28 protein-coding genes, 1 tRNA gene and 2 pseudogenes are annotated in these 26,687 nt (G+C 71.6%); 13 read left to right on the top strand and 18 right to left on the bottom strand.

Annotation, left to right across the window (positions count from 1 at the left end):
- Window positions 1-2: 2 nt before the first annotated feature.
- Both ABZT02_RS18240 and ABZT02_RS18235 read right to left on the bottom strand, forming a co-directional pair.
- On the bottom strand, window positions 3-1,406 hold the full coding sequence (locus ABZT02_RS18240; protein WP_356018903.1) for a glutamine synthetase family protein: 1,404 nt from the start codon (window positions 1,404-1,406) through the stop codon (window positions 3-5).
- 38 nt (window positions 1,407-1,444) lie between these two features.
- Window positions 1,445-2,257, bottom strand: coding sequence for an SAM-dependent methyltransferase (locus tag ABZT02_RS18235; RefSeq protein WP_356018902.1), 813 nt, complete (start codon window positions 2,255-2,257; stop codon window positions 1,445-1,447).
- 123 nt (window positions 2,258-2,380) lie between these two features.
- Between ABZT02_RS18235 and ABZT02_RS18230 the strand changes: the two genes are divergently transcribed.
- The gene (locus ABZT02_RS18230; protein ID WP_356019018.1) at window positions 2,381-2,869 is read left to right on the top strand and encodes a potassium channel family protein; all 489 of its coding nucleotides are present in this window, start codon (window positions 2,381-2,383) and stop codon (window positions 2,867-2,869) included.
- Between the two features lies 1 nt (window position 2,870).
- Here ABZT02_RS18230 and ABZT02_RS18225 read toward each other — a convergent pair whose 3' ends face one another.
- The 4 genes from ABZT02_RS18225 to ABZT02_RS18210 form a co-directional block, all read right to left on the bottom strand.
- Window positions 2,871-3,572 (bottom strand): response regulator transcription factor, encoded by a 702-nt coding sequence (locus tag ABZT02_RS18225; protein ID WP_356018901.1) that lies wholly within the window; start codon window positions 3,570-3,572, stop codon window positions 2,871-2,873.
- Window positions 3,573-4,131: 559 nt separating this feature from the next.
- Complete coding sequence (locus ABZT02_RS18220) at window positions 4,132-6,117, bottom strand: FtsX-like permease family protein (RefSeq protein WP_356018900.1); 1,986 nt, start codon at window positions 6,115-6,117, stop codon at window positions 4,132-4,134.
- A gap of 15 nt (window positions 6,118-6,132) precedes the next feature.
- On the bottom strand, window positions 6,133-6,816 hold the full coding sequence (locus ABZT02_RS18215; protein ID WP_356019016.1) for an ABC transporter ATP-binding protein: 684 nt from the start codon (window positions 6,814-6,816) through the stop codon (window positions 6,133-6,135).
- A 19-nt stretch (window positions 6,817-6,835) separates the two neighbouring features.
- Window positions 6,836-7,204, bottom strand: a complete 369-nt coding sequence (locus ABZT02_RS18210; protein ID WP_356018899.1) for a DUF4333 domain-containing protein — start codon at window positions 7,202-7,204, stop codon at window positions 6,836-6,838.
- A 198-nt stretch (window positions 7,205-7,402) separates the two neighbouring features.
- Between ABZT02_RS18210 and ABZT02_RS18205 the strand changes: the two genes are divergently transcribed.
- From ABZT02_RS18205 to ABZT02_RS18170, 8 genes are all read left to right on the top strand, one after another.
- Window positions 7,403-8,548 carry a histidine kinase gene (locus ABZT02_RS18205; RefSeq protein WP_356018898.1) on the top strand — a complete coding sequence of 382 codons (1,146 nt, stop codon included), beginning with the start codon at window positions 7,403-7,405 and terminating at the stop codon, window positions 8,546-8,548.
- 431 nt (window positions 8,549-8,979) lie between these two features.
- Window positions 8,980-9,612: an XRE family transcriptional regulator gene (locus ABZT02_RS18200; RefSeq protein ID WP_356018897.1), complete on the top strand. Its 633-nt coding sequence runs from the start codon at window positions 8,980-8,982 to the stop codon at window positions 9,610-9,612.
- Window positions 9,613-9,664: 52 nt separating this feature from the next.
- Complete coding sequence (locus ABZT02_RS18195) at window positions 9,665-11,023, top strand: M24 family metallopeptidase (protein ID WP_356018896.1); 1,359 nt, start codon at window positions 9,665-9,667, stop codon at window positions 11,021-11,023.
- Window positions 11,010-11,987: a thiamine pyrophosphate-dependent dehydrogenase E1 component subunit alpha gene (locus tag ABZT02_RS18190; RefSeq protein WP_356018895.1), complete on the top strand. Its 978-nt coding sequence runs from the start codon at window positions 11,010-11,012 to the stop codon at window positions 11,985-11,987. The genes ABZT02_RS18195 and ABZT02_RS18190 overlap by 14 nt, the downstream gene beginning before the upstream one ends.
- Window positions 11,975-12,955 (top strand): alpha-ketoacid dehydrogenase subunit beta, encoded by a 981-nt coding sequence (locus ABZT02_RS18185; protein WP_356018894.1) that lies wholly within the window; start codon window positions 11,975-11,977, stop codon window positions 12,953-12,955. The genes ABZT02_RS18190 and ABZT02_RS18185 overlap by 13 nt, the downstream gene beginning before the upstream one ends.
- 22 nt (window positions 12,956-12,977) lie before the next feature.
- The gene (locus ABZT02_RS18180) at window positions 12,978-14,330 is read left to right on the top strand and encodes an amidohydrolase family protein (protein WP_356018893.1); all 1,353 of its coding nucleotides are present in this window, start codon (window positions 12,978-12,980) and stop codon (window positions 14,328-14,330) included.
- Complete coding sequence (locus ABZT02_RS18175; RefSeq protein ID WP_356018892.1) at window positions 14,327-15,199, top strand: cupin domain-containing protein; 873 nt, start codon at window positions 14,327-14,329, stop codon at window positions 15,197-15,199. The genes ABZT02_RS18180 and ABZT02_RS18175 overlap by 4 nt, the downstream gene beginning before the upstream one ends.
- The gene (locus ABZT02_RS18170; protein ID WP_356018890.1) at window positions 15,196-15,885 is read left to right on the top strand and encodes an SDR family oxidoreductase; all 690 of its coding nucleotides are present in this window, start codon (window positions 15,196-15,198) and stop codon (window positions 15,883-15,885) included. Before ABZT02_RS18175 ends, ABZT02_RS18170 begins: the two co-directional genes overlap by 4 nt.
- 16 nt (window positions 15,886-15,901) lie before the next feature.
- On the opposite strand, the gene ABZT02_RS18165 is transcribed toward ABZT02_RS18170, so the two are convergent.
- The 6 genes from ABZT02_RS18165 to ABZT02_RS18140 are packed head-to-tail and all read right to left on the bottom strand — an operon-like array spanning window position 15,902 to window position 19,332.
- Window positions 15,902-16,696 (bottom strand): SAM-dependent methyltransferase, encoded by a 795-nt coding sequence (locus ABZT02_RS18165; protein ID WP_356018889.1) that lies wholly within the window; start codon window positions 16,694-16,696, stop codon window positions 15,902-15,904.
- Window positions 16,697-16,740: 44 nt separating this feature from the next.
- On the bottom strand, window positions 16,741-17,388 hold the full coding sequence (locus tag ABZT02_RS18160; protein WP_356018888.1) for an endonuclease: 648 nt from the start codon (window positions 17,386-17,388) through the stop codon (window positions 16,741-16,743).
- On the bottom strand, window positions 17,385-17,717 hold the full coding sequence (locus ABZT02_RS18155) for a DUF3140 domain-containing protein (RefSeq protein ID WP_356018887.1): 333 nt from the start codon (window positions 17,715-17,717) through the stop codon (window positions 17,385-17,387). Before ABZT02_RS18155 ends, ABZT02_RS18160 begins: the two co-directional genes overlap by 4 nt.
- Before the next feature lie 36 nt (window positions 17,718-17,753).
- Window positions 17,754-18,233 (bottom strand): DNA starvation/stationary phase protection protein, encoded by a 480-nt coding sequence (locus tag ABZT02_RS18150; RefSeq protein ID WP_356018886.1) that lies wholly within the window; start codon window positions 18,231-18,233, stop codon window positions 17,754-17,756.
- A complete protein-coding gene (locus ABZT02_RS18145; protein WP_356018884.1) occupies window positions 18,230-18,487 on the bottom strand; it encodes a WhiB family transcriptional regulator in 258 nt (85 codons plus the stop codon). The genes ABZT02_RS18150 and ABZT02_RS18145 overlap by 4 nt, the downstream gene beginning before the upstream one ends.
- Before the next feature lie 44 nt (window positions 18,488-18,531).
- Window positions 18,532-19,332 carry a lysophospholipase gene (locus tag ABZT02_RS18140; protein ID WP_356018883.1) on the bottom strand — a complete coding sequence of 267 codons (801 nt, stop codon included), beginning with the start codon at window positions 19,330-19,332 and terminating at the stop codon, window positions 18,532-18,534.
- 87 nt (window positions 19,333-19,419) lie between these two features.
- Here ABZT02_RS18140 and ABZT02_RS18135 point away from each other — a divergent pair, with 87 nt between their 5' ends.
- Together ABZT02_RS18135 and ABZT02_RS18130 are read left to right on the top strand one after the other, a co-directional pair.
- Complete coding sequence (locus tag ABZT02_RS18135; protein ID WP_356019015.1) at window positions 19,420-20,607, top strand: thiolase family protein; 1,188 nt, start codon at window positions 19,420-19,422, stop codon at window positions 20,605-20,607.
- 124 nt (window positions 20,608-20,731) lie between these two features.
- Window positions 20,732-21,505, top strand: coding sequence for a sulfite exporter TauE/SafE family protein (locus ABZT02_RS18130; RefSeq protein ID WP_356018882.1), 774 nt, complete (start codon window positions 20,732-20,734; stop codon window positions 21,503-21,505).
- Here ABZT02_RS18130 and ABZT02_RS18125 read toward each other — a convergent pair.
- Window positions 21,491-22,285, bottom strand: a complete 795-nt coding sequence (locus ABZT02_RS18125; RefSeq protein ID WP_356018881.1) for an HAD-IIA family hydrolase — start codon at window positions 22,283-22,285, stop codon at window positions 21,491-21,493. The two genes, ABZT02_RS18130 and ABZT02_RS18125, sit on opposite strands and share 15 nt — an antisense overlap.
- Window positions 22,286-22,512: 227 nt before the next feature.
- On the opposite strand from ABZT02_RS18125, the gene ABZT02_RS18120 reads away from it, so the two are divergent.
- Window positions 22,513-23,259, top strand: coding sequence for a cobalt-precorrin-6A reductase (locus ABZT02_RS18120; RefSeq protein WP_356018879.1), 747 nt, complete (start codon window positions 22,513-22,515; stop codon window positions 23,257-23,259).
- Here ABZT02_RS18120 and ABZT02_RS18115 read toward each other — a convergent pair.
- The 4 genes and pseudogenes from ABZT02_RS18115 to ABZT02_RS18100 all read right to left on the bottom strand — a co-directional run bounded on the left by ABZT02_RS18115 (window position 23,246) and on the right by ABZT02_RS18100 (window position 25,544).
- A complete protein-coding gene (locus tag ABZT02_RS18115) occupies window positions 23,246-23,668 on the bottom strand; it encodes a hypothetical protein (protein ID WP_356018878.1) in 423 nt (140 codons plus the stop codon). The two genes, ABZT02_RS18120 and ABZT02_RS18115, sit on opposite strands and share 14 nt — an antisense overlap.
- Before the next feature lie 43 nt (window positions 23,669-23,711).
- Window positions 23,712-24,060, bottom strand: a pseudogene (locus ABZT02_RS18110) (MFS transporter); the annotation flags it as partial.
- Between the two features lie 27 nt (window positions 24,061-24,087).
- Complete coding sequence (gene cobF, locus ABZT02_RS18105; RefSeq protein ID WP_356018877.1) at window positions 24,088-24,861, bottom strand: precorrin-6A synthase (deacetylating); 774 nt, start codon at window positions 24,859-24,861, stop codon at window positions 24,088-24,090.
- A gap of 164 nt (window positions 24,862-25,025) precedes the next feature.
- Window positions 25,026-25,544: a DUF309 domain-containing protein gene (locus tag ABZT02_RS18100; RefSeq protein WP_356018876.1), complete on the bottom strand. Its 519-nt coding sequence runs from the start codon at window positions 25,542-25,544 to the stop codon at window positions 25,026-25,028.
- A 100-nt stretch (window positions 25,545-25,644) separates the two neighbouring features.
- On the opposite strand from ABZT02_RS18100, the gene ABZT02_RS18095 reads away from it, so the two are divergent.
- A tRNA-Pro gene (locus ABZT02_RS18095) sits at window positions 25,645-25,718 on the top strand.
- Window positions 25,719-25,818: 100 nt separating this feature from the next.
- On the opposite strand, the pseudogene ABZT02_RS18090 reads toward ABZT02_RS18095, so the two are convergent.
- A pseudogene (locus ABZT02_RS18090) lies at window positions 25,819-26,397 on the bottom strand (tyrosine-type recombinase/integrase); the annotation flags it as partial.
- Window positions 26,398-26,687 lie beyond the last annotated feature (290 nt).

Here is a 26,687-nt window from a genome sequence, read left to right as displayed (position 1 = left end):
GCTCAGTACTTCCACCGGTACGCGGCCGCGATCTGCTCGTCGTCCAGGTCGGCCACGGAATCGCTCTCCCCGAAGCGCACGGCGACCACGGCGTCGGCGAGGACCGGCCCCAGCGCGGCCCGCAGCTGTTCGTCGGCGCGGAAGGCCCGGACCGCCTGGGAGAGGGAGGTCGGCAGCCGGCGTACGCCCATGGCGGTGGCCCGGTCGGCGGGGAGCAGGGCCGGATCGCCGGTGATCTCCCTGGGCAGGGGCATGGCCGAGGTCAGCCCGTCGAGTCCGGCGGCGATCAGACCGGTGAGGGCGAGATACGGGTTCGCGGCCAGGTCCACCGGCTTCAGCTCCAGGTTCGCGGCCCGGTCCGTCAGCCCCGCCGTGCCGGTGACGATCCGGACGGCCGCCTCCCGGGTCTCACGGCCCCAGACGGTGAACACGCCGGCCCACTGGGAGGGTTTGAGGCGCAGGTAGCTGGCCGGGCTCGGCGCGGTCAGGGCCGTGAGCGCGTGCAGATGGGCAAGGACACCGGCGAGGAACCACTCGGCCTCGCGTGTCATGCCGTACCGGCCCTTGCCGCCGGAGTGCAGGTTCACGCCCTCGCGCCAGGCGGAGAGGTGGAGATGTCCGCCGTTGCCGACGCCCTCCGCGAAGACCGCCGGGGAGAAGGAGACGACCAGCCCGTGCCGCTGGGCCACCGCGCGGATCGTGTGCCGTACGAGGACGCTGACGTCGGCCGCCGCCACCGGGTCCAGGGCACCCGTCGAGATCTCGAACTGCCCGGCCGCGTACTCGGGATGGAGCTGCTCGACCTCGATGCCCTGCTCGGCGCAGGCCGCCAGCAGCTCGGCCGCGTAGTCGCTCAGCTCCACCTGCCGGGTGGCGCCGTACGCCGGCCCCGACACGGCGGGCACGAAGTCACCGTCCGCCGCCGGACCCCGGCCCACCGCCCACTCGATCTCGATGCCCGCCTTGAAGGTGATCCCGTGCCGTTCGGCGGCCTCGGTGACGATCCGCCTGAGGACCGTGCGGGAGCAGCCCGGATGGCGCTCGCCCTCCTGTGCGATCCGGTCGACCGGTGCCCACGCCCAGCCGGGCTGCGCGGCCAGGGCCACGAGCCGGTCGAGGTCGGGGTACAGGCGCAGATCGCCGTCGGGGGAGCCCAGGGTCTCCGTGGTGACGATGGAGTCGTTCGCCAGGAAGGTGTCGAACACCGGCGACATGCCCACGCCCCAGGCCGCGGCGGAGGCCAGCTTCGCCGTCGGGATCGTCTTGACCCGGCAGATTCCCGCGGTGTCGACATAGGCCAGGACCACACCGTGCACGCCCTTCGCGGACAGCTCCTCACTCAGTGCGGTGGCCCGGTCCACGTCCCCGGGACGGCCCCCGGGGACGGGGTCGGCAAGGGTGGTCATACGTCCTCCACGACGGGCTCGGCCGATCAGATCCCGCGTCAGGGTTTCACGGCCACCGCGCCGAACTGCGGTACCACGGCCGGGGAGTCGGACTCGGCACGCCACTGCGAGCAGGAGACCAGGCCCGGTTCGAGGAGGTCGAGTCCCTCGAAGAACGTGGCGATGTCGTCGCCGCTGCGGGCCGTGATCGGCGGAGTGGCGTTCTCGTTCCAGAACTTCATGGCCGGGATCTGGCCCTCGCCGCCGAGGGCGGCGTCGAAGGTGGGGTGCGTCAGGGCCAGATGGCTGCCGGCGGGCATCGAGGCCATGATCTCGCGCGCGATCCTGCGCGCCTCGTCGGTGTCGAGGACGAAGTTGAGGATGCCGAGCATCATCACCGCGACCGGCTTGCTGAAGTCCAGGGTCCGCGAGGCCCGTTCCAGGATGGCGGCCGGGTCGTGGACGTCGGCGTCGATGTAGTCGGTGACACCCTCGTGGGTGCTGGTCAGCAGCGTACGGGCGTGGACGAGGACGATCGGGTCGTTGTCGACATAGACGATCCGCGCGTCGGGCGCGATGCGCTGGGCGATCTCGTGGGTGTTGTCCACCGTCGGCAGTCCGGTGCCGACATCGAGGAACTGCCGGATTCCCTGTTCCTCGGCGAGAAAGCGCACCGAGCGGCCCAGGAACCAGCGGTCCGCGCGGGCGATCTCCCGGATGATCGGGAACATCCCGGCGACGTGGTCGCCGACCCGCTGGTCGACCTCGTAGTTGTCCTTGCCGCCGATCCAGTAGTTCCACACGCGCGCGTTGTGCGCCACACCTGTGTTCAGCCTCGCCGACGCACCCGACGGGGTGTGGCTCTCGCTCACGACTGTGCTCCTTCTCGCGCCTGCGGCCGTTGCCGCCATTGTGCCGTCCGATGATCAGCTTGTCCCGGAAACGGGGACTCGAACGCCCTGTCCGAGGTGCCGGGCGCCCGGCCGGCGGTGACACTGACCCGGTACGCCCGCCCCGCCCGCGGACTTCGAGGAGTGAGCATGCTGCCCGGATTCCTCAGCAGGGTGGTCGAGTTGATGCTCGGCCGGGAGGGGCGCTCGCTTCATCTGAGGGCGGCGGGCGGGGCGACCCTCGTGCTCCTCCTGGTGATGCTCACCGGTTCCTGGGCGGTCGTCGTCGCCGAGGAGGGGGCGCGGGACGCCAACCTGCGGTCGTATCCGAAGGCCCTGTGGTGGTCGGTGGAAACGGCGACGACCGTCGGATACGGCGACTTCTACCCCGTGACCTGGTGGGGCCGGGTCGTCGGCATGGTGGTCATGGTCGTCGGGATCACGACGTACGGCATGGTCACGGCGGCGCTCGCCACCTGGTTCGTGGCGCGGGAGCAGAGACGTGTCCACCGCGTGGGTGCCGAGACGCTGCACGCCCTGCACGAGCGGTTCGACCGGCTGGAAGAGCTGCTGGGGGCGAAGAAGAAGGGGTGACTCAGCTCTCCGGCCGCGCATGGCCGTGCTGCCAGGCCCAGGCGGCGATCTCCACGCGGTTCCGTGCGGCCAGTTTGAGCTGGACGCTGGAGAGGTGGGTCTTGACCGTGGAGAGGGAGACGTACAGTTCGGCGGCGATCTCCGCGTTCGTACGGCCGAGGGCGACCAGGCGGACCACGTCGAGCTCACGGTCGGTCAGAGGCTCGGTGGCCGGCGCGGGGCGGGCGGCGACGACCGGCTCGGGCGCCGGGACCGCCGTGACGTGCCGGAGCAGGCGCACGGTGACCGACGGGGAGACCAGCGAGTCACCGGCCGCGGCGGCACGGACCGCCTCGGCGAGGAGCGTGGGCCCGGAGTCCTTCAACAGGAAGCCGCAGGCACCGCCGCGCAGCGCGCCGTAGACGTACTCGTCGAGGTCGAAGGTGGTGACCACGACCACCCGCATGGGATCGGAAACGTCGGGTCCCGCCAGCTGCCGGGTCGCCTCCAGTCCGTCCAGCTTCGGCATCCGGATGTCCAGCAGACACACATCGGGCCGCACCTCCCGGGCCAGCCGCACCGCCGTCTCCCCGTCGGCGGCCTCGGCGACCACGGTGATGTCGGGCTGCGCGTCCAGGAAGAAGCGGAAGCCGGTACGGACCATGTCCTGGTCGTCGGCGATCAGCACACGGATGGGCGCGGCCGGCGGGGTGGGGCTCGTCATGGGTCGATCATGCCTCAGGGAGGGGTGGGTGCGGTGCGGCTGTGGACGGGGGCGGGGCGGGGGTGCGGGGTGGTGGCTTCGGCGGGTTGAGCAAAGGTGCGGGGTGGTTGCTTCGGCGGGTGTGGGCGAGGGGACGCGGTGGTTGCTTCGGCGGGTGTGGGCAAGGGTGCGGTGGTTGTTTCGATGGGGGCGGTCGGGGATGCGTGGTGGCCGTCTGGGGGTGTGGGTGGGGATGCGCGGTGGTCGTCTGGTGGGTGTGGGCGGGATACGCGGTGGCCGGTTTGATGGGTGGGCGGGGGTGCGTGGTGGTCGCTTCGGCGGGTGTGGTCAGGGCGGCTTGTGGTCGTGACACCGGGCCCGGCCGGAGGGTGACGGCCGGGCCCGGTGCCGGTCCGAGGGCGGGCTGGGTCCTGGCCCAGCCGGTGCGCCGCACCGTCCCCGTTTCGGTGCGTGGACTCCAGCGGGTCCACGACGGGCCGGGACCCGACGGCCGGTTCGCCCCTCCGGCAGGAGCCGACCCATGGTCCGGCGATCCAGGAAGCCACTCCCGGCCGAGACCTCAGTCCGTGCTCCGCGCCGCGTCCTCCGTGACCCTCCTCAGCAACGGCCTGCTGCCGCCGATCGCCGCGAACATCGCCAGCGCGCCCACGGCCACGCACGCGGCCAGCTCCAGTGCGCCCTTCGCGTTGATCGAGGCGCCGAAGGCCTCGTTGAGGCGGTAGGAGACGTAGACGCCGGTGGCGGTGGTGCCGCCGGCCAGGGCGACCAGGGGGATGACCGTCTCGCGGACGCGGGCCCGGTCCAGCACCTTCAGGGGGGTGCCGGCGAGGCGGAGAAGGCCGTAGATCCGGCGCCGGTCCAGGACGCCCGCGGCGGCGGTGAGGCCGGCGGAGGTCGTGGCGACGAGGAAGCTCAGGGCCAGTGTCGCCGTGCTGACCTCGGCGAAGCGACCTATGCCGGTGCGGTCGCCCGCCGTCGCGTAGTCCTGGGAGAAGGGCGGTTGTGCCGGGTTCGCAGGCGTCAGCGCGGTGACGGCGGCGTCGAGACGGGCCTGGCCGCCGCCGGATATGTGGGCGATCACCCCCGGCGTGCCGTTCAGCAGCCCGTCCCAGTCGTCCTCGCCCACCGCGTCGACGGTGGCGGTGACACCGGCGTCACGCAGGAGTGTGCGGACCTCGGAGGGTTGCGCACCAGCCACCGCGACCTGGTCCCGGTAGGCCGAGCCGTCCATACCGACCATGCTCACGGCGAAGAACCCTGCCGCGAACCCGGCCAGCACCAGACCGCTGACCGTGCGCCAGGCGCCGCGGGGGTCGTCACTCAGACGACGGCCCGCCAGCAGGGTCGCCGGGCCTCGCGCGAAGCGGCTGACCAGGCGGCCGAGCCGGTCCACCACCCACGGTCCGAACAGCCAGAACGCCCCGTAGAACAGCAGCAGCAGACCGAGCACCTGCCGGGTCGACAGCTGTCCGCCGCCGGTGGAACTCCAGAGGTGGAGCAGGACCGCGACGAACAGCACGAGCCGGATGATCCGGGTCCGCCGAGGGTTGGCCTGCTGGGCCACGCCCAGCGGCGAGGTCGCGACCTGACGCAGCATCGACACCGCGCTCACCGTGATGAGCCCGGTGACCGCCACCACGACGGCCGCCAGCCACGGCAGCCCCACCCACAGCTGACTCACGTACCAGCCGCCGATGCCGTACGGGATCTCCGCGAGCAGGGGCAGCAGCCCCACGTACAGCGCCGCACCGGTCAGGGCGCCGGCCGCGCCGAGTGCCGTGGTTTCCAGCGCGGTCATGCCGATGATCTGCCGCGGAGTCGCCCCGGCCAGTCGCAGCGCGGCCAGTTGCTGCTCGCGCCGGGCCGCGCCCAGTCGCCCGGAGGCCGCCGCGAGCACCACCACGGGCATCACGAGCAGTGCCACACCCACCAACGCCGTCTGCTGGTCGTAGGCGGTGAACAGGCTCGTGTGAGTGCCCGAGAATCCGGTGATCTCGGCACGCGCGGCCTGATCGAGGTCGTACACCGTGGACCCTTCGGCCTGCTTGGACACCGCGGGATCGGCCGGGGCGCGTCCGACGACGGCCACCAACTCGTCCGGCGAGGCCAGACCGGCGGCGCCGATCCTGCCGTACGAGGCCTTCGGGAAGCGGTCGGCAAGCTGGTTCGCGGGCAGTTCGTGCAGCAGTGAGGCCAGGGCGGGGGAGACGTACACCTCTCCCTGCTCCGGGAAGGAGGTCAGGCCGGGCGGGGCGGGGGTCTCAGGTCGCCCGGGGAGCTGGGCGAGAGAGACGGCGGTGACGGGCTCGTGGCGCACGTACGTCGTCGCGAGCGCCTGGATCGCCGTGCCGTGCTTCGCGGGCTCGGGAGTGCGCCAGGCGGTGCGGTCGGCACGGGCGTCGGAGCCGAGGGCGGCGGCGACCATCACCAGCAGAACGAACGTGCCGACGGCGGCCGCACCGGCCGCGAGCAGTCGGCTCTGCAGTCCGCGGCGGCCGGAGGACCGGACGATGTGCCAGGTCAGGGGCAGGACGGGGGAACGCATGACATCTCCTGCCGCTCAGGCGACCGTGTACTGGCTGTGGCCGCTGATCCGGCCGTCGCGAACCTGAAGGACGCGGTCGCAGTGGGCCGCGACCTCGGCGTCGTGGGTGACCATCACCAGGGCGGCGCCCTGTTCCCGCGTGACCGACGTCAGCAGCCGGATGACCTCCGTGCTGGTGGCCTGGTCCAGGGCGCCGGTCGGCTCGTCCGCGAAGACCACGTCCGGTTCGACGGCCAACGCCCGGGCGATCGCCACTCGCTGGGCCTGACCGCCCGAGAGCTGGCCGGGCCTGCGGTGCGCGAGGCCGTCGAGGCCCAGCGGCGCGAACCAGCGGCGGGCCCGCTCGACCGCCTGCTTACGGGGCATGCCCTCCAGCATCAGCGGCAGCGCCACGTTCTCCTCGGCGGGCAGCTCCGGGAGCAGCTGACCGGACTGGAAGACGAACCCGAACCGCTTGCGGCGCAGGGCGCTCAGTCTGTTCTCGCCGAGCCGGTCGATGCGCTCGTTGTGCAGCAGCACCTCGCCGCCGTCCGGGCGGACGATTCCCGCGAGGGTGTGCAGCAGCGTGGACTTTCCGGAGCCGGACGGGCCCATGATCGCCAGCGAGTCACGCTCGCGGACCTCGACGTCCACCCCGGCGAGTGCGGTGGTGGAGCCGTACTTCTTGACGAGGCCGTAACCGGCCAGGACGGTGTTCATCACGTGAGCCGGTCCTCTGCTAGCGGTCGAACTTCCAGGTGACGGACTTGGCCGAGGCCTTGACCACGGTGACGGGTATGTCCACGGTGCCGCCGCCGCTCTTCTTGCCCGTACAGGTGAGGGTGGCGCCGGCGACGGCCTTGAGCCCGCTCGGGCAGGAGACGTCGGTGACCTTCACACCGACCCACGGCAACGGGTGGTATTTGCTCTGGGTGCGGCCCTCGACGACGTACGCGGCGAGCGCCTTGTGGCCGCCGACGGACGCCGTGCTCCGGGTGTCCAGCGAGGTGGTGGACTCGGTGCCGGCCAGGAAGTGGCCGCCGAGTCCGAAGACGACGGCCGCGCCGGCCACCGCGCCGACGGTGCCGACGAGGTACTTGCTCTGCATCGCGTACTCCTGAGGACTGGGGGAGGAGGGGGCTCCGGGGAAGAGGGGAAAAGGTGTCTCCTCGGAAGTGGCTCCACCCTCGCCCGTGGGGCCGGGCGCCCGCCTCGGCCGAACGGCCACGATCTCCGGGTCCGGCACGGCGGGGCTTCGACCGTTCGGCCGATACCGTGTGCGGCGGCCGCGCATACGGTGAGTGGCATGAAGTCCGTTTCCGCCCGGGGCTGCGTATGGGCCGCAGGGATAGGTGCCCTCGTCGCAGCGGCCGTCGTCGACCTCCTCGCCTCGGGTACCGAGAAGGGTGTCGGCTGGGCACAGGCGGCCGTGCTGCTGCTCGGTACCGCCGCCGTACTGTGGCCGGCTGATCGACGCCCGCCCTGGCTCACCCCCCAACTGCGCGCGGTGGTGCCGGCCGTGGCATCCCTCCTGTGCACGGTCGACTCGGTGCTGCGCTCCGGTGCCCTGTTCGGACCGGGTGAGCTGGCGATCCTGCTGTGCCTGCTCTTCGTCGCGGTACGACACTGCCCGCGCACCTCGGTGGTGGCATGCGCCTCACTCGACGGTGCCGCAGTTCTCGCGCTGCCGGTCCGGCCGTACCTCGGCCACAACGACGTCATGCTGGCGTACATGCTGATCGGGTTCGTCCTGATCGGCCTCACGGTGGCGTTCGCCGCGTATCTGCGCTCCCAGGACTACCGGCGGACCGTCGCCGTGAGCGAGACCCGGCGGTCGGAGCGCCTGGCCATCGCGGCCGACCTGCACGACTTCGTCGCCCACCATGTCACCGGCATCCTGGTGCAGACCCAGGTGGCGCGCATGATGGCGGACACCGGCGCCGACGAACTCGACCCGGTCCTCGCCGGTATAGAACGGGCCGCGACCCAGGCGCTGGCGTCGATGCGTCGCACGGTCGGTGTGCTGCGCGACACCGAGGACGCGGCCGACCGCCGACCGGTGGGGGACCTCGCGGGCATCGCCGGTCTCGTCGAGGGTTTCGCGAGCCCTATCCAGAAGGCCACCCTGCACCGCGAAGCCGAGGTGTCCGACGACCTCCCGCACGAGGTCCAGGCGGCCGCCTTCCGGGTGGTGCAGGAGGCCCTGACCAACGTACGGCGCCACGCGGGCGACGCCACCCACGTCACCGTCGGACTGCGGTACGAGCAGGCCCGCTTGGACGTGTCCGTCTGCGACGACGGGCGCGGCGGCAGCCAGTTGCCTCCGGCGGCTCACGGGGGCGGTTTCGGGTTGGTGGGCTTGAAGGAGCGGGTGACGGCACTCGGCGGTGAACTGCACGCGGGGCCGCGGGCGGAGTACGGGTGGGAGGTGCGGGCGCTCTTTCCCGGGTGAGGCGGGGGTCCTTGCCGGGGTGCGGCTGGGCTCGCCCGGGGTGGTGTGTGCGTGCTCTTCGCCGGGTCAGGGGGAGCTCGCCCTCGGGTGCGGGTGGCTGTCTGGGGGTGTGTGCGGGGCCTTCGCCGGTGGCGTGGGAGTTCTTTTCGGCGGCGCGGGCTTTCTGCTCCCGACGATGCGCGCTCGTCCCGGGAGACCAGGGATGGGTCGCTGCCCGGCCGATCCGGAGTTGGTCGCTCCCCGGACGACCACGAGTTAGTCGCTCCCGGCCGACCCGGGAGATCGTCACCCCCGACCGACCCGGGACTTCGCCCCCCCGGGGCTCCGTCCCCCGGCCGACCCGGGACTTCGTCCCTCCCCCAGATGGGCGGTCTTTCCCGGGTGCCGGGTCGGGTTGTTCAATGGGGCTGCACAAGGAGAGGAGCCCGCCCGTGTCCCCTGCCCCCGTGCCGTCCGTCGGCGCACGCATCAGGCAGGCGCGTCTGGAGCGTGGACTGGGGCTGCGCGCCCTGGCCCGTGAGGTCGGTGTCTCCGCGAGTCTGGTGTCCCAGATAGAGACCGGAAAGAGTCAGCCGTCGGTGAGCACGCTGTACGCGATCACCACGGCTCTCGGCATCTCCGTGGAATCCCTCTTCGAGGGGCGGGAGACCGCCGCAGCCACGAGTGAGGTCACCGTCGTACACGCGCTCGCGGCCTTCTCGGCCGACCCCGGCCGACGCATCGGCCCCCTGGTCACCCCTGGTGAGCGGGAGGTACTGGAACTGGACTCCGGCGTGGTGTGGGAGCGGCTCGGGCACGTCCCCAGCACGGACGTGGACTTCCTGCTCGTCACGTACCGGCCCGGCGGCTCCTCCTCCGGTTCCGGCGGCCTGATGCGGCACGCCGGCACCGAGTACGGCTACCTGACCTCGGGTGAACTGGTCCTCACCCTCGGCTTCGACGAGCAGGTCCTGCGCCCCGGCGACGCCGTCTGCTTCGAGTCCGCGACCCCCCACCGCTACCGCAACGACGGTGCCGAACCGGCCGTGGGTGTCTGGTTCGTGGCAAGCCAAAGTGTTCAGTGACGCTTGACACTCCTCGTGGACGGTCGTTGACTCGATGGTGGGGGTGGTCGCGATGGCGATCCGCACATACGGCCCCAATGCCGTCGACTGGGAAGAGCGCGTAGACCTGGACCGGCTGCGCCGACAGCGCCTGGCCCGGCTCCACGACACACTGAACCGATCCGAACTGGGCGCCGTGCTCAGTTTCGACTTCGCCAACATCCGCTACATGACCGCCACGCACATCGGCACCTGGGCCATGGACAAGCTGATCCGCTTCGCCCTGCTGGTCCGCGGCGGCGAACCGATCGTGTGGGACTTCGGCTCCGCGGCCCGCCACCACCAGCTCTACAACCCGTGGCTCGACCACAGCGACGGCAAGGGCGGACCGCCCACCGGAGCCCGGGCCGGCATCTCGACCCTGCGGGGGGCCTTCCACCCGGACGCCGGGATCGCCGAGGACGTCGCCGCGAAGATCGCCGCCGAACTCCGCGCCCACGGCCTCGCGGGCGAACCGCTCGGTGTCGATGTGGCCGAGATGCCCGTCCTCGCCGCCCTGCGCGCCGAGGGCATCGACGTCGTGGACGGCCAGCAGGTCTTCCTGGAGGCCCGTCGCATCAAGACCGGCGACGAGATATCCCTGCTCGCCCAGGCCTGCGCGATGGTCGACGCGGCCTACGAGGAGCTCTACGCCCACCTCCGCCCGGGAGTCCGCGAGAACGAATGCGTCGGACTCGTCAACAAGGTGCTCTACGACCTCGGCAGCGAATACGTCGAAGGCGTCAACGCCATCTCGGGGGAGCGCTGTTCACCTCACCCGCACGTCTACAGCGACCGTCTGATCCGCCCCGGCGACCCCGCCTTCTTCGACATCCTGCACAGCCACCTCGGCTACCGCACCTGCTACTACCGCACCTTCGCCGTCGGCAGTGCCTCCCGCGCGCAACGGGACGCCTATGTCCGGTGCCGCGCGTACATGGACCAGGCGATCGCCCTGGTGCGGCCGGGTGCCACGACCGCCGACATCGTCCAAGTATGGCCGCGCGCCGAGGAGTTCGGCTTCGCCGACGAGACCGCCGCCTTCGCCCTCCAGTACGGGCACGGCGTGGGCCTGTCCATCTGGGAGAAGCCCATCTTCAGCCGTCTGGTCTCCCTCGACCACCCCGAAGTCCTCGAAGAGGGCATGGTGTTCGCCCTGGAGACCTACTGGCCGGCCGCCGACGGCTGGTCCGCCGCCCGGATCGAGGAGGAACTGGTCGTCACCGCCGACGGCTGCGAGGTCATCACCAAGTTCCCGGCCGAGGAACTCCTGGTGGCGGGCCGCAAGTACTGGACGGTGGGCGGCGAACTCAACACCGCTCGCGAGGCACAGTCCCATCTGAACACCAGGACCGGGGACGGACACCAGGGGACCGGCGATGGACACCGGTGAACTCCTCGCCCTCTACGAGCAGATGGCCGTCATCCGCCGTACGGAGAAGGCCGCCCACGACCTCTTCCTCCAGGGACTCGTCAAGGGCACCACTCACCTCGCCGCCGGTCACGAGGCGATCGCCGTCGGCGCGAGCGCCGCCCTTCGCGAGGACGACTACGTTTTCGCCACCTACCGCGGCCACCACCACGCGATGGCCCGGGGTGCCACCCCCGAGGAGTGCCTCGCCGAACTCATGAGCAGGGCAACGGGGCTGTGCGGGGCCAAGGGTGGCTCCATGCACCTGACCAAGGCCGCCACCCACATGCTCGGCTCCTACGCCATCGTCGGCGCCCACCTCCCGATGGCGGTCGGCGCCGCCTGGTCGGCGAAGCTGCGTGGCACCGGGCAGCTCGCGGTGGCCTTCTTCGGGGACGGCGCCACCAACATCGGCGCCTTCCACGAGGCGTTGAACCTGGCCGCCGTCTGGAAACTGCCCGTGCTGTTCGTCTGCGAGAACAACCTGTACATGGAGTACACGCCGATCGCCGACGTCACCGCGGTGCCCCGGCCCGCCGCCGACCGGGCGCCCGCGTACGGCATCCCCGGCGAGGTCGTCGACGGCAACGACGTCGTCTCCGTCCGGGAGACGGTGGCACGGCTGGCGCGGCGGGCCCGGGCCGGAGACGGGCCCGCTGTGCTGGAGGCCGAGACCTACCGCCACTTCGGGCACAGCAGGGCCGACCCGGCGACCTACCGCCCGGCCGAGGAGGTCGAACGCTGGCTCAAGCACGACCCGTTGGACATCGCACGCGGGCGGCTCGTCGAGGCCGGGGTCCCCGAGGAGACGGTCACCGAGGCCGACGAGCGCGCACGGACCGTCGTACGGCAGGCGATCGAGGCCGCGAAGAACGCGCCGCCGCCCGATCCCCGCGAGGCGCTGACCGACGTATGGGCGGACGGAGGTGCGGCATGGCGGACGTGATCACGTACCGGGACGCGGTCGCCGAGGGCATCGCGCGGGAGATGCGGCGCGATCCGTCCGTGGTCTGTCTGGGGGAGGACATCGGTGAAGCGGGCGGGGTGTTCAAGACGACCGTCGGGCTGCACAAGGAGTTCGGGCCCGAGCGGGTGTGGGACACGCCGATCTCCGAACAGGCCATCGTGGGCGCGGCGATGGGCGCCGCGATGACCGGGATGCGGCCCGTCGCGGAGATCATGTTCTCGGACTTTCTGGCCTGTTGCTGGGACTACCTCGCCAACGAGATACCCAAGGTGCGTTACATGACGGGCGGTCAGGTGACCGTGCCCCTCGTCGTGCGCACCGCCAACGGTGGCGGGCTCGGGTTCGGCGCCCAGCACTCGCAGGCCACCGAGAACTGGGCGCTGACCGTCCCCGGGCTGAAGATCGCGGCACCGTCCACTCCCGCCGACGTCGTCGGGATGATGGCGGCGGCGATCCGCAGCGACGACCCGGTCGTGTTCTTCGAGCACAAGGGGCTGCTGGCGACCAAGGGGCCACCCCCGCCGCCGGACCATGTGGTCGAGCTGGGGCACGCCGCCGTCGTCCGAGAGGGCGCCGACGTGACGCTGGTCGCGCTCGCCTCGATGGTGCCGGTCGCGCTCACGGCCGCGGAGCGGCTCGCCCAGGAGGGCATCGGCGTCGAAGTCGTCGACCTGCGCTCCCTCGTGCCGCTCGACATGGCCACCGTCCTCGCCTCGCTCGGCCGGACCTCCCGGCTGGTGACCGTCGAGGAGAACCCGTACCAGGGCGGCTGGGGCGCCACGGTCGTCTCCGTCGTGGCCGACGAGGGGTTCGGGCTGCTGGACGCGCCGGTGCGGAGGGTGGCGGGGGAGTGCGTGCCGCTGCCGTTCGCGGACGCCCTGGAGGAACAGGTCATTCCCACCGTCGACAAGGTCGTGGCGGCCGTCAGGAGCCTGGCCGCGTACTGAACACCCCTGAGGAGGAAGCGCGATGACCCATCGGATACTCCTTCGTGCCGGGCATGTGCTCTCGATGGATCCCGCCGTCGGGGACCTGCCGAGGGGTGACGTCCTCATCGAGGACGGGAAGATCGCGGCCGTGGACCGCGAGATCAGCGCGGACGCCGAAGTCCTCGACATGACCGGCCGCATCGTGATCCCCGGCTTCGTCGACAGCCACCGCCACACCTGGGAGGCCTCGATCCGCAACGTGGCGCCCGACGCCACCCTCGACGACTACTTCGTCGACATCCTCGACACCTTCGCACCCCTCTACACCCCCGAGGACGTCTACGCCGCCAACCTCGCGGGCGCCCTGGAGTGCCTCAACGCCGGCATCACCACGCTCGTCGACTGGTCCCACATCAACAACACGCCCGAGCACCCCGACGCGGCGATCCGGGCCCTCACGGAGACCGGCATCCGCGCACAGTACGCGTACGGCAGCGCCAACACCTCGCTCGCCGACTACTGGTTCGAGAGCAAGATCGCGATCCCCGGCGACGACGTACGCCGGATCCGCACCGAGTACTTCTCCTCCGACTCCGACGACGGCCTGCTCACCCTCGCCCTCGCCACCCGCGGCCCCGGCTTCTGCGTCAACGACGTCGTGACCTCCGAGTGGAGTCTCGCCCGCGACCTCGGCATCCCGATCACCGTGCACGTGGCCATGGGACGGCTCGCCGGCCGCTTCGGCATGGTCAAGCAGCTGCACGACCTCGGACTGCTCGGCCCCGACACCACCTACATCCACTGCTGCTACCTGAGTGAGGAGGAGTGGCGGATGGTCGCCGACAGCGGCGGTACGGTCTCCATCGCGCCGCAGGTGGAGACGCAGATGGGGCACGGCTGGCCGCCGGTGATGAAGGCGATCGAGCACGGCCTGCGCCCGTCCCTGAGCATCGACGTCGTCACCACCGTGCCCGGCGACATGTTCACCCAGATCCGCGCGGCCTTCGGCGCCGAGCGCGCCCGTGTCAACGCGGAAAGCTGGCAGGCCGATGTGCCGGTCCCCGAGACCATGTTGACGGCACGTCAGATGCTGGAGATCGCCACCCGCAACGGCGCCCACGTCGCCGGCCTGGAGGACCGTACCGGCTCGCTCACCCCGGGCAAGCGCGCGGATGTCGTCGCGATCGACGCAACCGCCCTGAACGTGGCCCCCGTTCATGACGCGGCCGCCGCGGTGGCCCTCAGTGCCGACGTGTCCAACGTGGAGAGGGTCATTGTCGACGGCGTCGTCCGCAAGCGCGACGGCAGGCTCACGGCCGACGTGGCGCGTGCCCGGCGCCTGGTCGAGGAGTCCCGAGAGCGGCTGCTGGCCGCGAAGGAGGCCCGCGCGTGACACGACACCTGGTGCGCCGGGTCACCGACCTCCCGAAGCCGTCGTACGACGAACACGGCTACCGGCGACGGGAGTTGGTCGGCGAGGCCGACGGCAGCTCGCACACCGCTTTCGGGGTGTGCGAGCTGCGCCCCGACGGGAGCGTCGGGGCCCATGTGCACTCGTACGAGGAGAGCTTCCACGTCCTGGACGGGACCGTGATCCTCGATGTGCTCGAGGGGGCGTATCTGCTGGAGGAGGGGGACTACGGTCTCCTCCCGACCGGCGTCCCGCACGCCTGGCGTGGCACCGGGGACGGCGTCGGCCGCTGGGCGGACATGCTCGCGCCGGTACCGAGGGCCCGGTACGGGTACGACACCCAGGCCGTGCCTGCGTGGCCGGTGCGCCCGCCCGTCCGCATCGACGTTCGCGACCCGCGCACCCGGTCCTTCGGGCACTTCGAACCCGCCCAGATGGATCCCGGGAAGCAGTCCCAGGACCTGCTCGCGGTGTCGGCGAGCATGCGCACCGCGCTTCTCGTCTACAGCGGGATCACCGTGAAGATGATGATCGACAGCGATCTGGGCGCGGTGGCCTCGACGATGTTCATGGTGCAGTACGCGCCCGACGGCGTGGCGGGCACGCACGACCACCCCTTCGAGGAGACCTATCTGTTCCTCGAAGGCGAGGCGGACGCGGTCTTCGACGGCACCCGCTACCGGCTCGGTCCGGGCGACTGCGCCTGGGCGGGCGCCGGTTGTGTGCACGGCTTCAGCAATGCCGGTGCGGGGCCGCTGCGTTGGCTGGAGACACAGGCGCCACAGCCACCGGTGCGCCACTCCTACCGGTTCACACGGGACTGGGAGTACCTGAGGGAGGCGTCCCGATGAGCGGCGTCGTGGTGATCGGCGGAACCTCGGGCATCGGGCGGGAGTTCGCCCGGGTGCGGGCGGAGCGCGGTGACGAGGTGGTGATCACAGGTCGGGACGTCCACCGCGCCGATACCGCGGCCAAGGAGATCGGCGCCCGGGGACTCGCACTCGACCTCGCGAGGCCCAAGGGGATCGTGGACGCGCTGAGCGATGTGGGCACCGTCGACCATCTGGTGATCGCGGGGATCTCCCGTGACGAGAACCGCGTGACCGCGTACGACATCGACGCCGCCGTCCAGCTCGTCACCCTCAAGCTCGTCGGCTACACCGCCGTCGTGCACGCGCTCCGGACCAGGCTGCGCGACGACAGCGCCATCGTGCTGTTCGGCGGCCAGGCCAAGGAGCGGCCCTACCCGGGTGCGACGACGGTGGCGACCGTCAACGCCGGGGTGACCGGGCTGATGCGCACACTGGCCGTCGAACTCGCTCCCGTCCGGGTCAACGCGATCCATCCCGGAGTCGTGGGGGACAGCCCCTACTGGCGGGCCAAGCCGGAGGAGGTGCTGGCGGGACTGCGGGCCAGGACTCCGACCGGACGCCTCGCGACCATGGCGGACGTGGTGGACGCCGTGGACTTCCTGCTGCGCAACGCCTCGGTCAACGCGGTGGAGTTGAGCGTGGACGGGGGATGGCTGCTGGGGTGAGGGCCACCGTGTGGGCTCAGCGCTTGACGCCGACCGCCCCGTACAGCGACACGGGCTCGCCGTCCTCCCGCGCGTCCGGACGCCACCGCGACAGGGACACGATTCCCGGCTCCAGCACCTCGAGTCCCTTGAAGAGACGGCTCACTTCGTCGTGCGAACGAGCCACCAGGGTCACCCCGCTCGCCGTGTAGGCCGCGATGCCCGCGTTCACCTTCTCCGGATCGAAGTCCGCCGTCATCGCCGACAGCACCAGACAACTGCCCGGTGCCAGCGCGTCGACCAGTGTGTCCACCAGCTCCTGGGCGCCGTCATCGTCGGAGATGAAGTGCAGCAGTGCGACCAGCGACAGCGCGACGGGCTGCTCGAAGTCCAGTACGGCGGAGGCCCCTTGCAGGATCCGCTGCGGATCGCGGGCGTCGGCCTGGAGGTAGTGGGTCGCCCCCTCCGGGGTGCCGTGCAGCAGGGCCGCCGCGTGGGCCAGGACGATCGGGTCGTTGTCGACGTACACGATGCGGGCATCCGGTACGGCGGACTGGGCGATCTGGTGGAGGTTGGGCTCGGTGGGGATCCCGGAGCCGATGTCGAGGAACTGGCGGATTCCCGCCTCCCGTACGACGACTCGCGTGGCCCGCTCCATGAAGCGGCGGTTGGCGCGCGCCTGCCGGGGAGCGTCACCCTGCGCGGTGATCTGCCGTCCGAGCTCCTCGTCGATGGGGTAGTTGTCCTTCCCGCCGAGGAACCAGTCGTACACCCGGGCCGGATGGGGCCTGCTCGTGTCGATCCGCCGGCCGGCCGACTCGGTCCCGGTCACGCAACACTCCTCTGCTCGACAAGATGTGCGAGCAGTGTGCCATGTCACCCGGCGCGGCGGAGGCTGTCTTCGGCCACCTCGCGGTCGATCGCCGCACGCACCAACGCGGCGGCCAGAACGTCCGGACGGGCGTCACCTGCCAGGGACAGCAGCCGGTCGGGATCCTGCGGCAGGCCGAGCCGCTCGGCACCCGCGAGCGTCTTGCCGTCCAGACAGGGCGCGACCTCCGGCCAGACACCCTGCACCTCACGCAGGAAGATGTCCGCGCCGGCGGGTCCGATGCCGGGGAACTCCTGGAGCAGGCGCCGCAGTTCGGCGACATCGCCGTTCGCCTCGGCGCGCAGCCGGCGCAGATCGCCGCCCCACCGCTCGGTCAACAGCTCGGCGCCCCGGCCTAGTTGGGTCGCCGTGCGTTCGTCGTAGCGTCGATAGCCGCCGCGGCCCAGCGCGTTCACGCGCTCCTGCCAGGTGGCGCGGGCCATGCCGCGGGGGTCGCGCAGTCCCGCCCTGTGCAGCTCGCGCGCGGCGGCGACCGCGACGGAGCCGCGGATGCGGGCACTGAGCAGAAGGGACAGCACCAGCAGCCGGTACAGGGGCTGCGGGGTGTCCTTCAGCGTGATGCCCGCCTCCGCGGCGTACGTCCGTCCGTGCGCGCCGACGAGTTCCCGTACGACGCGCTCCTGCCTGGTCACCGCCTGAGCGGGTCGTGTCCGACGGACATCAGGCGGTGCCTGCGGAGCGTGTCCTCGGCCTCGGGCTCGTTCTCCACCTCGGCCTCCGCGGTGACGGTGTCCACGACCTCGTACATGACGTCGATGTCGTCGTCGGTCAGGTCCGTGCGCCGCTTCTGGAGGATCGCGAGGACATGCTGCCCGGTGGGCTCACCCGCGTGCTCCGGCAGCGGCTCCGTGGACTCGTCGGCGTCGCTGACCCGCAGCCAGGCGGCCAGTTCCTGCGAGGTCATGTTCACCGCGCGGTGGAAGTCCTCCCACAGCGCGTCGAGTTCGAGAGCGTCGGTCATCGCATGCGCCTTTCCGTGGGTGTTCCGGGACGGTCGTCAGTCCCGGGGCCAGTTCTCGGCCTCGAACATCCAGCGCTGCTTCTCCAGCTCGGCGGTGATGCCGATCAGCAGGTCCTGCGTGACCGGATCGGCCTTCTCGGTGGCCTCGATGCGCTCGCGCAGCCGGCCGATGGCCGCCTCCAGCGTCTCGACGATCAACCGGACGACGTCGTCGTCCCGGATCCAGCCGCTCTTCGAACCGGGCAGCGTGTAGGCGGAGGCGATCGTCTCCGGGCGGCCGTCCGGCGGCACACCCAGCGCCGCCGCGCGCTCCGCCACCGTGTCGGAGAACGAACGAGCCGTCGACACCACCTCGTCCAGCTGGAGATGGATGGACCGGAAACGCGGGCCCACGATGTTCCAGTGCGCCTGCTTCCCGATCAGCGACAGGCCGATCAGATCCACCAGGGTGCTCTGCAGGGCCTCCCCGGCCGTCTCGCGGGCCGAGTCGGACAGGGTGCTCCTGACCACAGTCATACCGTGCTCCTCCTTCTGGCATGGTCCATGCCGGTGCGGAGCAGTTCGTCGCGTTCCTGCTCGCACGTTCCGCCCCACACGCCCGAGGTCTGCCCACTGCTGAGCGCCGTTTCAAGGCACTCGGGGGCGACCGGGCAGCGGGAGCAGACGCGCTTCGCCGCCGCGATGTCCCGCAGCGCGGGTCCTTGCGTGCCCACGGGGAAGAACAGCTCGGGGTCCTCTCCCACGCAGGCCGCGCGACGCAACCACTCCATGGGGGCGCGAGTGCCCCGGGCGCAATCGTGCAAACAGCGGTGTCTCAGGGTGTGAGCACATCGTCGAGGAAGTCCGTCACATCTGCGAAGACCGCCGCCCTGTTCGTCTCGTTGAACACCTCGTGCCGGGCACCGGCGTAGATCCGCTCGACGTACGTCTCCCCCTTGATGGCCTCGACACCGACCCGGCTCCCGGGGAGCGGGACCAGCCGGTCGTCGTCTCCGTGCAGCCACAGCAGGGGGAGCGGGCCGACGTCACCGCCCCGGGACACGGTCTGCAGGGTGCGGGCGAACGCCTCCAGCGTCGGCCGCTTCATCGGCCCGTGCCAGACGAGGGGATCCGCCCGGTACGCGGCCCCCACCTCCGGGTCACGGGAGAGCGAGGCCGGGCTGATGGGCGTGTCCGGGATCTCGTCGAGGGCGAGCAGTGCCCCCGGCAGCTCCCAGGCGCCGATCACCGGTCCCGACAGCACGAGCGCGGCGAGCTCGGTGCCGTACCGCTGTGCGAAGCGGGCGGCGATCAGACCGCCCATGGAGTGCCCGACCATGACGAGGGGTACGCCGGGGTGGGCGCCCCGGGCCAGGTCCGCCACCGCGTGCACGTCCGAGACCACGTCCTCGAAGTCCTCGATCAGGACCCGTTCCCCGGCGGACTTCCCGTGCCCGGTGTGATCGGGCCCGAAGACGGCCGCGCCGTGCGCCACGAGGACCCCGGCGAGCTCCTCGTACCGGCCGGCGTGCTCCCCGTATCCGTGCACCACGAGAGCCACGTACCGGGGGTGCTCGCGCGGCCACTCGCGCACGGTGAGGGGGCCGTGGGTTCCGGCGAGTACGTGCTCGGCCATGTCTGCTCCAGCTGCGCTATAGTCCGAAACTAGCGGTGCTAATTAAAGCTGTTCGGTCCCCCGATGACGACGGTCAGGAGCCCCCTCGTGCGTCCCGTCCACTTCGCGGCCGCCCGCCGCACCCCCATCGGCAGACTCCGCGGCGCCCTGTCCGCCGTACGCCCCGACGACCTCGCCGCGACCGTGATCCGCGCCCTGGTCGCCGATGTGCCCGCGCTCGACCCGGCGCGTGTCGACGACGTCTACTGGGGCGCCGCCAACCAGGCCGGCGAGGACAACCGCAACGTGGCCCGCATGGCCGCGCTGCTCGCCGGACTGCCCGAGACCGTACCCGGCGCCACCGTCAACCGGCTGTGCGCCTCCGGCCTGGAGGCCGTGACGATGGCGGCCCGCACCATCGCCGCGGGCGAGGCCGACATCGTGCTCGCGGGCGGCTCCGAGTCGATGAGCCGCGCCCCCTTCGTGCTGCCCCGCCCCGACGAGGCCCTCCCGCACCGGATCGAGACCCACGACACCCGGCTCGGCTGGCGCCTGGTCAACCCGGCCATGAAGGAACTCCACGGCCTGCTGCCCATGGGGGAGACCGCGGAGGAGGTCGCCCGGCGCTACGGCATCCCGCGCGAACGCCAGGACGAGTTCGCCCTGCGCAGCCACCGCCTCGCCGCCGAGGCCCGCAAGAACGGCCACTTCGACGACGAACTCCTCCCGGTGGAGCGCCCCGACGGCGTGCTCGTCGACAGCGACGAGTGCATCCGCGAGGACACCTCCTACGACAAGCTGGCCCGCCTCAAGCCCGTCTTCCGGGCCGGCGGCACGGTCACGGCGGGCAACGCCTCTCCCATGAACGACGGCGCGGCAGGACTCCTCCTGGTCAGCGAGGAGGCCCTGAACGACCTGGGGCTGGAGTCCCTCGGCCGCTACGCCGCCGGCGCCTCGGCCGGCGTCCACCCCGACGTGATGGGCATCGGCCCGGTCCCCGCCACCCGCAAGGCGCTCGCCCGCGTGGACTGGAGCATCGACGACATCGAGGAGGCCGAGTTCAACGAGGCCTTCGCCGCCCAGGCCCTCGCCTGCGTCGACGAACTCGGCATCGACCCCGACCGCGTCAATCCGTCCGGCGGCGCGATCGCGCTGGGCCACCCGCTCGGCTGCTCGGGCGCCCGCATCCTCACGACCCTGCTGCACCGGATGCGAAGGACGGGAGCGGCGCGCGGGCTGGCCACGATGTGCGTGGGAGTGGGACAGGGGAGCGCGGTGCTGGTGGAGCGGCACTAGCGGGAGCGGCTGGGGCGGCACTGGTGGAAGCGGTGGTGCGGCTCTGGCGGGAGCGCGCCAACAGGACCACACGGCGAGACGGCACTTACAAGATCTCTTACCCGCACCTAGCATCGGTCTCCGCATGGACACGATGACGCTCTGGCACATTTCCGGTTGGGAGTTCGCCGCGCTGGCTGCCGCGGCCGTGCTCGTCGGCTTCTCCAAGACGGCCGTAAGCGGGGCCAACACGGTCAGCCTCGCGATCTTCGCCGCCGTGCTGCCCGCCCGCGCCTCCACCGGCGCACTGCTGCCGATCCTGATCGCCGGGGACGTGCTCGCGGTGCTCACCTACCGACGGCACGCCCACTGGCCCACCCTCTGGCGGCTGTTCCCGGCGGTCGCGGTCGGCGTGGTCGCCGGCACGCTGTTCCTGCGATGGGCGGACGACGGGATCGTACGCACGTCGATCGGCGCGATCCTGCTCTTCATGGCCGCCGTGACGATCTGGCGCCGCCGCACGGCCGACACGGAGGACGAACCCGACTCGGTCGCCACCCGGACCGGCCGGGTCAAGGCGCGTTCCTACGGCGTCCTCGGCGGCTTCACCACGATGGTCGCCAACGCCGGCGGCCCGGTGATGTCGATGTACCTGCTGTCGGCGGGCTTCCGCAAACTCGGCTTCCTCGGCACCTCGGCCTTCTTCTTCCTGATCGTCAACGTCTCCAAAGTGCCCTTCAGCGTCGGCCTCGGCCTGATCGACGGCCACTCGCTGCTGCTCGACCTCGCCCTCGTGGCGTTCGTCGTGCCCGGCGCGTTCCTCGGCAAATGGGCGGTGAACCGCATCAACCAGCGGCTCTTCGAACAGTTGGTGATCGCGGCGACTATCGTGGGCGGCGTACAGCTACTGCTCCGCTGACGCGCCGAGCAGCGCCGGCAGGTCCGCGAAGGAGTCGATCACGTGGTGGGGCGTGCCGCCGGCGGAGCGATGGGTCTCCGGGAGGTACTTGCCGGTCTTCACGAGCACCCCGGTGAGCCCGGCGCGCTGCGCGGCCAGTACGTCCGACTCGATGTCGTCCCCCACCATCAGCGCCTCGTCCGCCCCCACCCCGAGCCGGGCGAGCGCCGCCTCGAAGAACGCGGGCGACGGCTTGCCGGTGACCTCGGCCTCGGTCCGGGCGGCCTTCTCCAGTCCGGCCAGGAAGGCCCCGGCGTCGAGCTGGAGCCCGTCGGCGGTACGCCAGTACAGATTGCGGTGCATCGCCACCAGCCGGGCCCCGCGCTGGAGGTGCCCGAAAACCTGGTTGAGCGCCGTGTAACCGAACTCGGGCCCGGCGCCCCCGAGAACCACGACATCGACGCCCTCGGCCTCGTCACCGACCAGGGTGACGCCCGCGAGATCCTCGGCGATGTCCCCGCTGTTCAGCAGCGTGCAGCGGGCGCCGGGAAAGCGGTCGGCCAGATACGCGGCGGTGACCGCGGGCGCGGTGAGAACGTCCTCCGGCGACACGGGGAACCCCGCCCCCCGCAGCACCGAGGCGATCGACGCCCGTGTCCGCGAGGTCGTGTTCGTCACCAGCACGACCCCGAAGCCGGCCTCCCGAAGCTCCCGCAACGCCGCCACCGCCCCCGGCAACGGCTCCCACGAAACGGTGAGAACTCCGTCGATGTCGATCAGGACCGCGCGCACGGATGCCATGCCCGGACCATAACCACGGATGGGCGGAAACGCCCGTCGTCGTGCGCCCCGGCGCCCCGGGCCATGAACGTCGTACGACCCCGGCACACATACGGGGGCGCCGGTCGTCCGGGCCTTCGCTGCTGCCCCTTCATGTGCCCCGCCCGGCGACACCCGTACGCCCAGAGTTCCCCGGCGCTCACCACCCGGCCTGCCACACCCCGCCCTGACCTCGTACGCTTCCCGCCATGTCCCCGCACATCCTGATCCTCGGCGGCACCACCGAGGCCCGCGAACTGGCCGCCGCCCTCGCGTCGCGGCCGGGAGTCCGCGTCACCACCTCGCTCGCGGGGCGGGTGACCCGGCCGGGAACGGTCGCGGGGGAGGTGCGGATCGGAGGGTTCGGCGGAGTGGAGGGGCTGGCCCAGTGGCTGCGGGAGGAGCGTGTCGACGCACTGGTCGACGCCACGCATCCCTTCGCCCGCACGATCACCGCCCATGCTGCCCGGGCGGCCGCGGCGACCGGCGTGCCCTCCATGGTGCTGCGTCGCCCGGGCTGGCGGCCCGGACCGGGGGACCGCTGGCATCCGGTCGACACGCTCGACGAGGCCGCGCGGTCGCTGCCGCGACTCGGCCGACGGGTGTTCCTGACCACCGGCCGCATGGAGCTCGCCGCCTTCGCCCACCTCACCGAACTGCACTTCGTCGTACGGTCGGTGGAGCTGCCCGAGCCGCCCATGCCGCCGCACACCGAAGTCCTCCTGGCCCGCGGCCCGTTCACGGTGGCCGACGAGTCGACGCTTCTCCACGACCACCGCATCGACGTCCTGGTCACCAAGGACAGCGGAGGAACGGCCACCGCCGCCAAACTCACGGCGGCCCGCGAACTGGCCCTGCCCGTGGTGGTCGTACGCCGACCACCCCTCCCGGACGGGGTGACTGCCGTGCCCGACGTGGCAGGAGCCCAGCGGTGGCTCGACCTCAACTCCCCATGACCGAGTTCCGCATACGGTCGATCACGCGAAGCACCTCGTCACGGTTCTTTGCGCGCTTGACCCAGGCGGGCAGACGGGCGACGCAGGTCATCTTCCGGCCGTGCTCGTACCACGGATCCCGCTCACGGAGGGAGGCGGCCACGAACCGCCTGATCAGGTCCAGGTGGGCGAGGTTGTACGCCCACAGTTCACCGTGCCTGGTCCCGGCGCACAGCCACAGGGCGGGCCAGGCGCATCGGTCCACGGGCCCGCACAGGCCGCACGAGCGGCAGATCACGCGGGGTTGCGGGGGCGTCCTCCGTTCGAAGTGGGCGATCCCGTCGCAGCGCGGGCACCGGACGAGCGCCGAGCCACTGAAGGCGGAGGCCGTCGAACCGGGGTCGTGAAAACGGGTGGGCGCGGGGGACATCCCACGAGTATGGCGTCCGCCCGTCCCGGCGGGCACACGGTTTTCAGGCGGGGGTGCTCCCCGCCAACTCCCGTGCGCGCCGGGGCAGTCCGGTATTGAGGTCCTCCACCAGGAGGCGTTTCGCGATCGCGTCCACGGCGGCGCGCAGGTCCGTGCCCGAGGGGCGGCCGATGTCCTGCTGCACCCGGTCCGCCAGCCAGTTGCCCCACGCCGTGCCGATGACCCTGGCCTCGCGCGCGCCCGCCCGGGTGTGCGAGAAGAGGTGGCCGTCACGGGTCAGATAACCTTCCTCGACCATCCGGTCGAACACCGGCAGCAGCACCTCGGGCGGCAGCCGCCGGCGCGGCGATCATGCCGAGGCTCGCATGGCCGACCATCCGGGTGTGCAGTTCCCCCGGGTGCTGCCGTTCTCCCGGCGCCTACCGCTGCTTCGGATGGCGGCGCAGCAGGTACGTGTCCATGATCCAGCCCTTGCGCTCCCTGGCCTCTGCGCGCAGCCGCTCGATCCGGGGCGCGGCCTCGGCGATCGGTCCGGAGGCGAGGATCTCGTCCGGCGTGCCTATGTAGGCGCCCCAGTAGATGTCGATGTCCTGGTCGGCGTACGCGCGGAAGGCCTGGTGGGCGTCGAGCATCACGACCACGTCGTCCACGCCCTCCGGGAACCCCTCGGCGAGGCGCCGTCCGGTGGTGATCTGGACGGGCCGCGCGACCCGGTTCAGCCCGGTGCGATGCCGGGCCACCAGCGCCGACACACTGCTGATGCCGGGCACGACGTCGTACTCGAAGGACACCGAGCCCCGCTCCAGGATCTCCTCCAGGATGCCGAGCGTGCTGTCGTACAGCGCCGGATCTCCCCACACCAGGAACGCGCCGCTCTCCTCCTCGCCGAGCTCCTCGGCGATCAGCCGCTCGTAGATGTCGGCGCGGGCGCTGCGCCAGTCACCGACGGCGGGGGAGTAGGCGGAGCCGCCCGCACCGCGGTCCCGCTCCGGGTCCCGGGCCTCCACCACCCGGTACGACCCCTCCGGTATGTGCGCGTCCAGCATGTCCCGGCGCAGCTGTGTGAGATCTCCCTTCACCTCGCCCTTGTCCAGGACGAAGAACACGTCCGTGCTCCGCAGCGCCCTGACCGCCTGGAGGGTGAGCTGCTCGGGGTCGCCCGCGCCGATACCGATGACATGAATCTTTCGCACACCCCGAGTCTGCCGCACGCCACTGACAGCGACGGCACCGAGTCCGGGCATCACGTCCTCGGCCGGGCCTTCCGGCCCGATCACCGGGGGCGGCGCCCAGGGCCGCCGGGGTATCCCTCGCTGCCACCTCGGCTGCCGTGGTGGCACGACCCGGGCGCTCCGCGTCACCCCCGCAGCCGTGGACTGCGACCCCCGGCGTCCACCGCCGAGCCGCCCTGCTCCACGTCCGCCGCCAGCTGCCGCGCCCACCCGGTGAGCCCGGCCAGATCCATCCCGTACGGCCGTCCCCGCCCGGGAGCCGACGCGGCCCACTCCTCCAGGGCCCCGGCGCCGCGCCGCAGCAGCCTCGCCCCGCCCGTGACGTTCCCCCGGGCCGCGTGGGTCAGCCCCACCGCGAGCTGGGCCAGCCCCCGCCACAGGGCGCGCTCCTCGGCGGGGCCGGACTTCCAGGCGTCCTCGAAGACCTCGTGCGCGTGGAAGGGGCGCCCCGCGTTCAGCAGTTCCTGAGCCTCGGCCACGGTCTCCTGCGGGCTGCGCACCACGCCCTCCGGCTGCCGGGCGACGCCGTCGGCGCCGTACGGAAGCGGCCGTCCGAGCCCGTCCCGCGGCCGGGCGTTGCGCGCCCGGCCCTCGTTGTCCCGGTCCCGCGCGCCCGTCTGCCGTCCTGAGGATGTATTGGCCATTCGTCGATTGTCCCGCGCCCGGTGCCCGCTTCGGTCCGGCCCCCGACGTGGGGTAAAGTTCTGTCCGCGCGTTCCCGCGGCTCATCGCGGGGCAGCGCACCGGGACGTGGCGCAGCTTGGTAGCGCACTTGACTGGGGGTCAAGGGGTCGCAGGTTCAAATCCTGTCGTCCCGACTGGAGACAGTCGCAGGTCAGGGCCGGTTTCGGAGACATCCGAAACCGGCCCTTGGCTATTTCTTGGGGACCGGTTGGGGACCAGGGTCCTTGACCGGCGTCAGCGGGTCATGACGATCGGGCTCGGCAGGGAGCGTGGTGCGCGGAGCACGCTGAGGTGCGCGGAGAGTGCTGCGCCTGCGGCTGTGATCTTGTGTACGTCCGGGTGGAGGTAGCGCTGGGTGGTGGTCAGCGAGCCGTGGTCGGCGATCCGGCGCAGGACATGGACCTGCACTCCCGCGTCGGCGAACCAGGTCAGTCCGGTGTGCCGGAGGTCGTGGCGGCGCAGGTGCTCGTAGCCGAGCTTGATTATCACGTGGTCCCCATGGGTGGCGTCGCGCAGAACGGCGGTGGAGATGCGTCCGCCGCGCGGGCCGGTGAAGAGGCGGGCATCGTGATCGGGGCCGGCGGACAGGATGCGCTGGGCGACGAGGGGTCGGATCTCTTCGACGATGGGAACCTTGCGGTAGTCGTCGTAGGAGGCGGCCACGAGTGTGTCGGCCAGTCGGACGAGGGTCTCCCCGTCGGGCAGTGCCGGCCCGCGTGGGTCGAGGAGTTCGTCCTCGGCCTGCTTGTAGGGCTTCTGCCAGCCGGTCACCCGGGCGGGTTTGACCTTGACGATGCCGTCACGGGTGGCCTGGAGCCGGTCGCCAAGCGCTCGTGACCTGCACTGTCAAGCAGATCCTCCGCCTGCAGGCACGAGGAATCCTGTCGGACAAGGACGAATGGGCATCCGGCTGGTGCGGGACGCTCCGATGCCGGCCGCCGACCGGTTTCACACCTGGAGTCCGGGAGCCGGCGACTCCCCTGTGGGCTGCGGTTCGAGCACCTCGCCACACTCACACGCGTGGTGGTCGAAAGCCGCCCGGCCGGGTTGTGCCGTTGGGGCATCCGGCCGGGGCGGCGTCGAACGCGGCTGGGCAGCCGCTG

The organism is Streptomyces sp. NPDC005402, assembly GCF_040606575.1.
Lineage (GTDB): Bacteria > Actinomycetota > Actinomycetes > Streptomycetales > Streptomycetaceae > Streptomyces.
The sequence above is the reverse complement of the archived record's forward strand: the minus strand, read 5'-3'. Positions and strand labels throughout refer to the sequence as shown.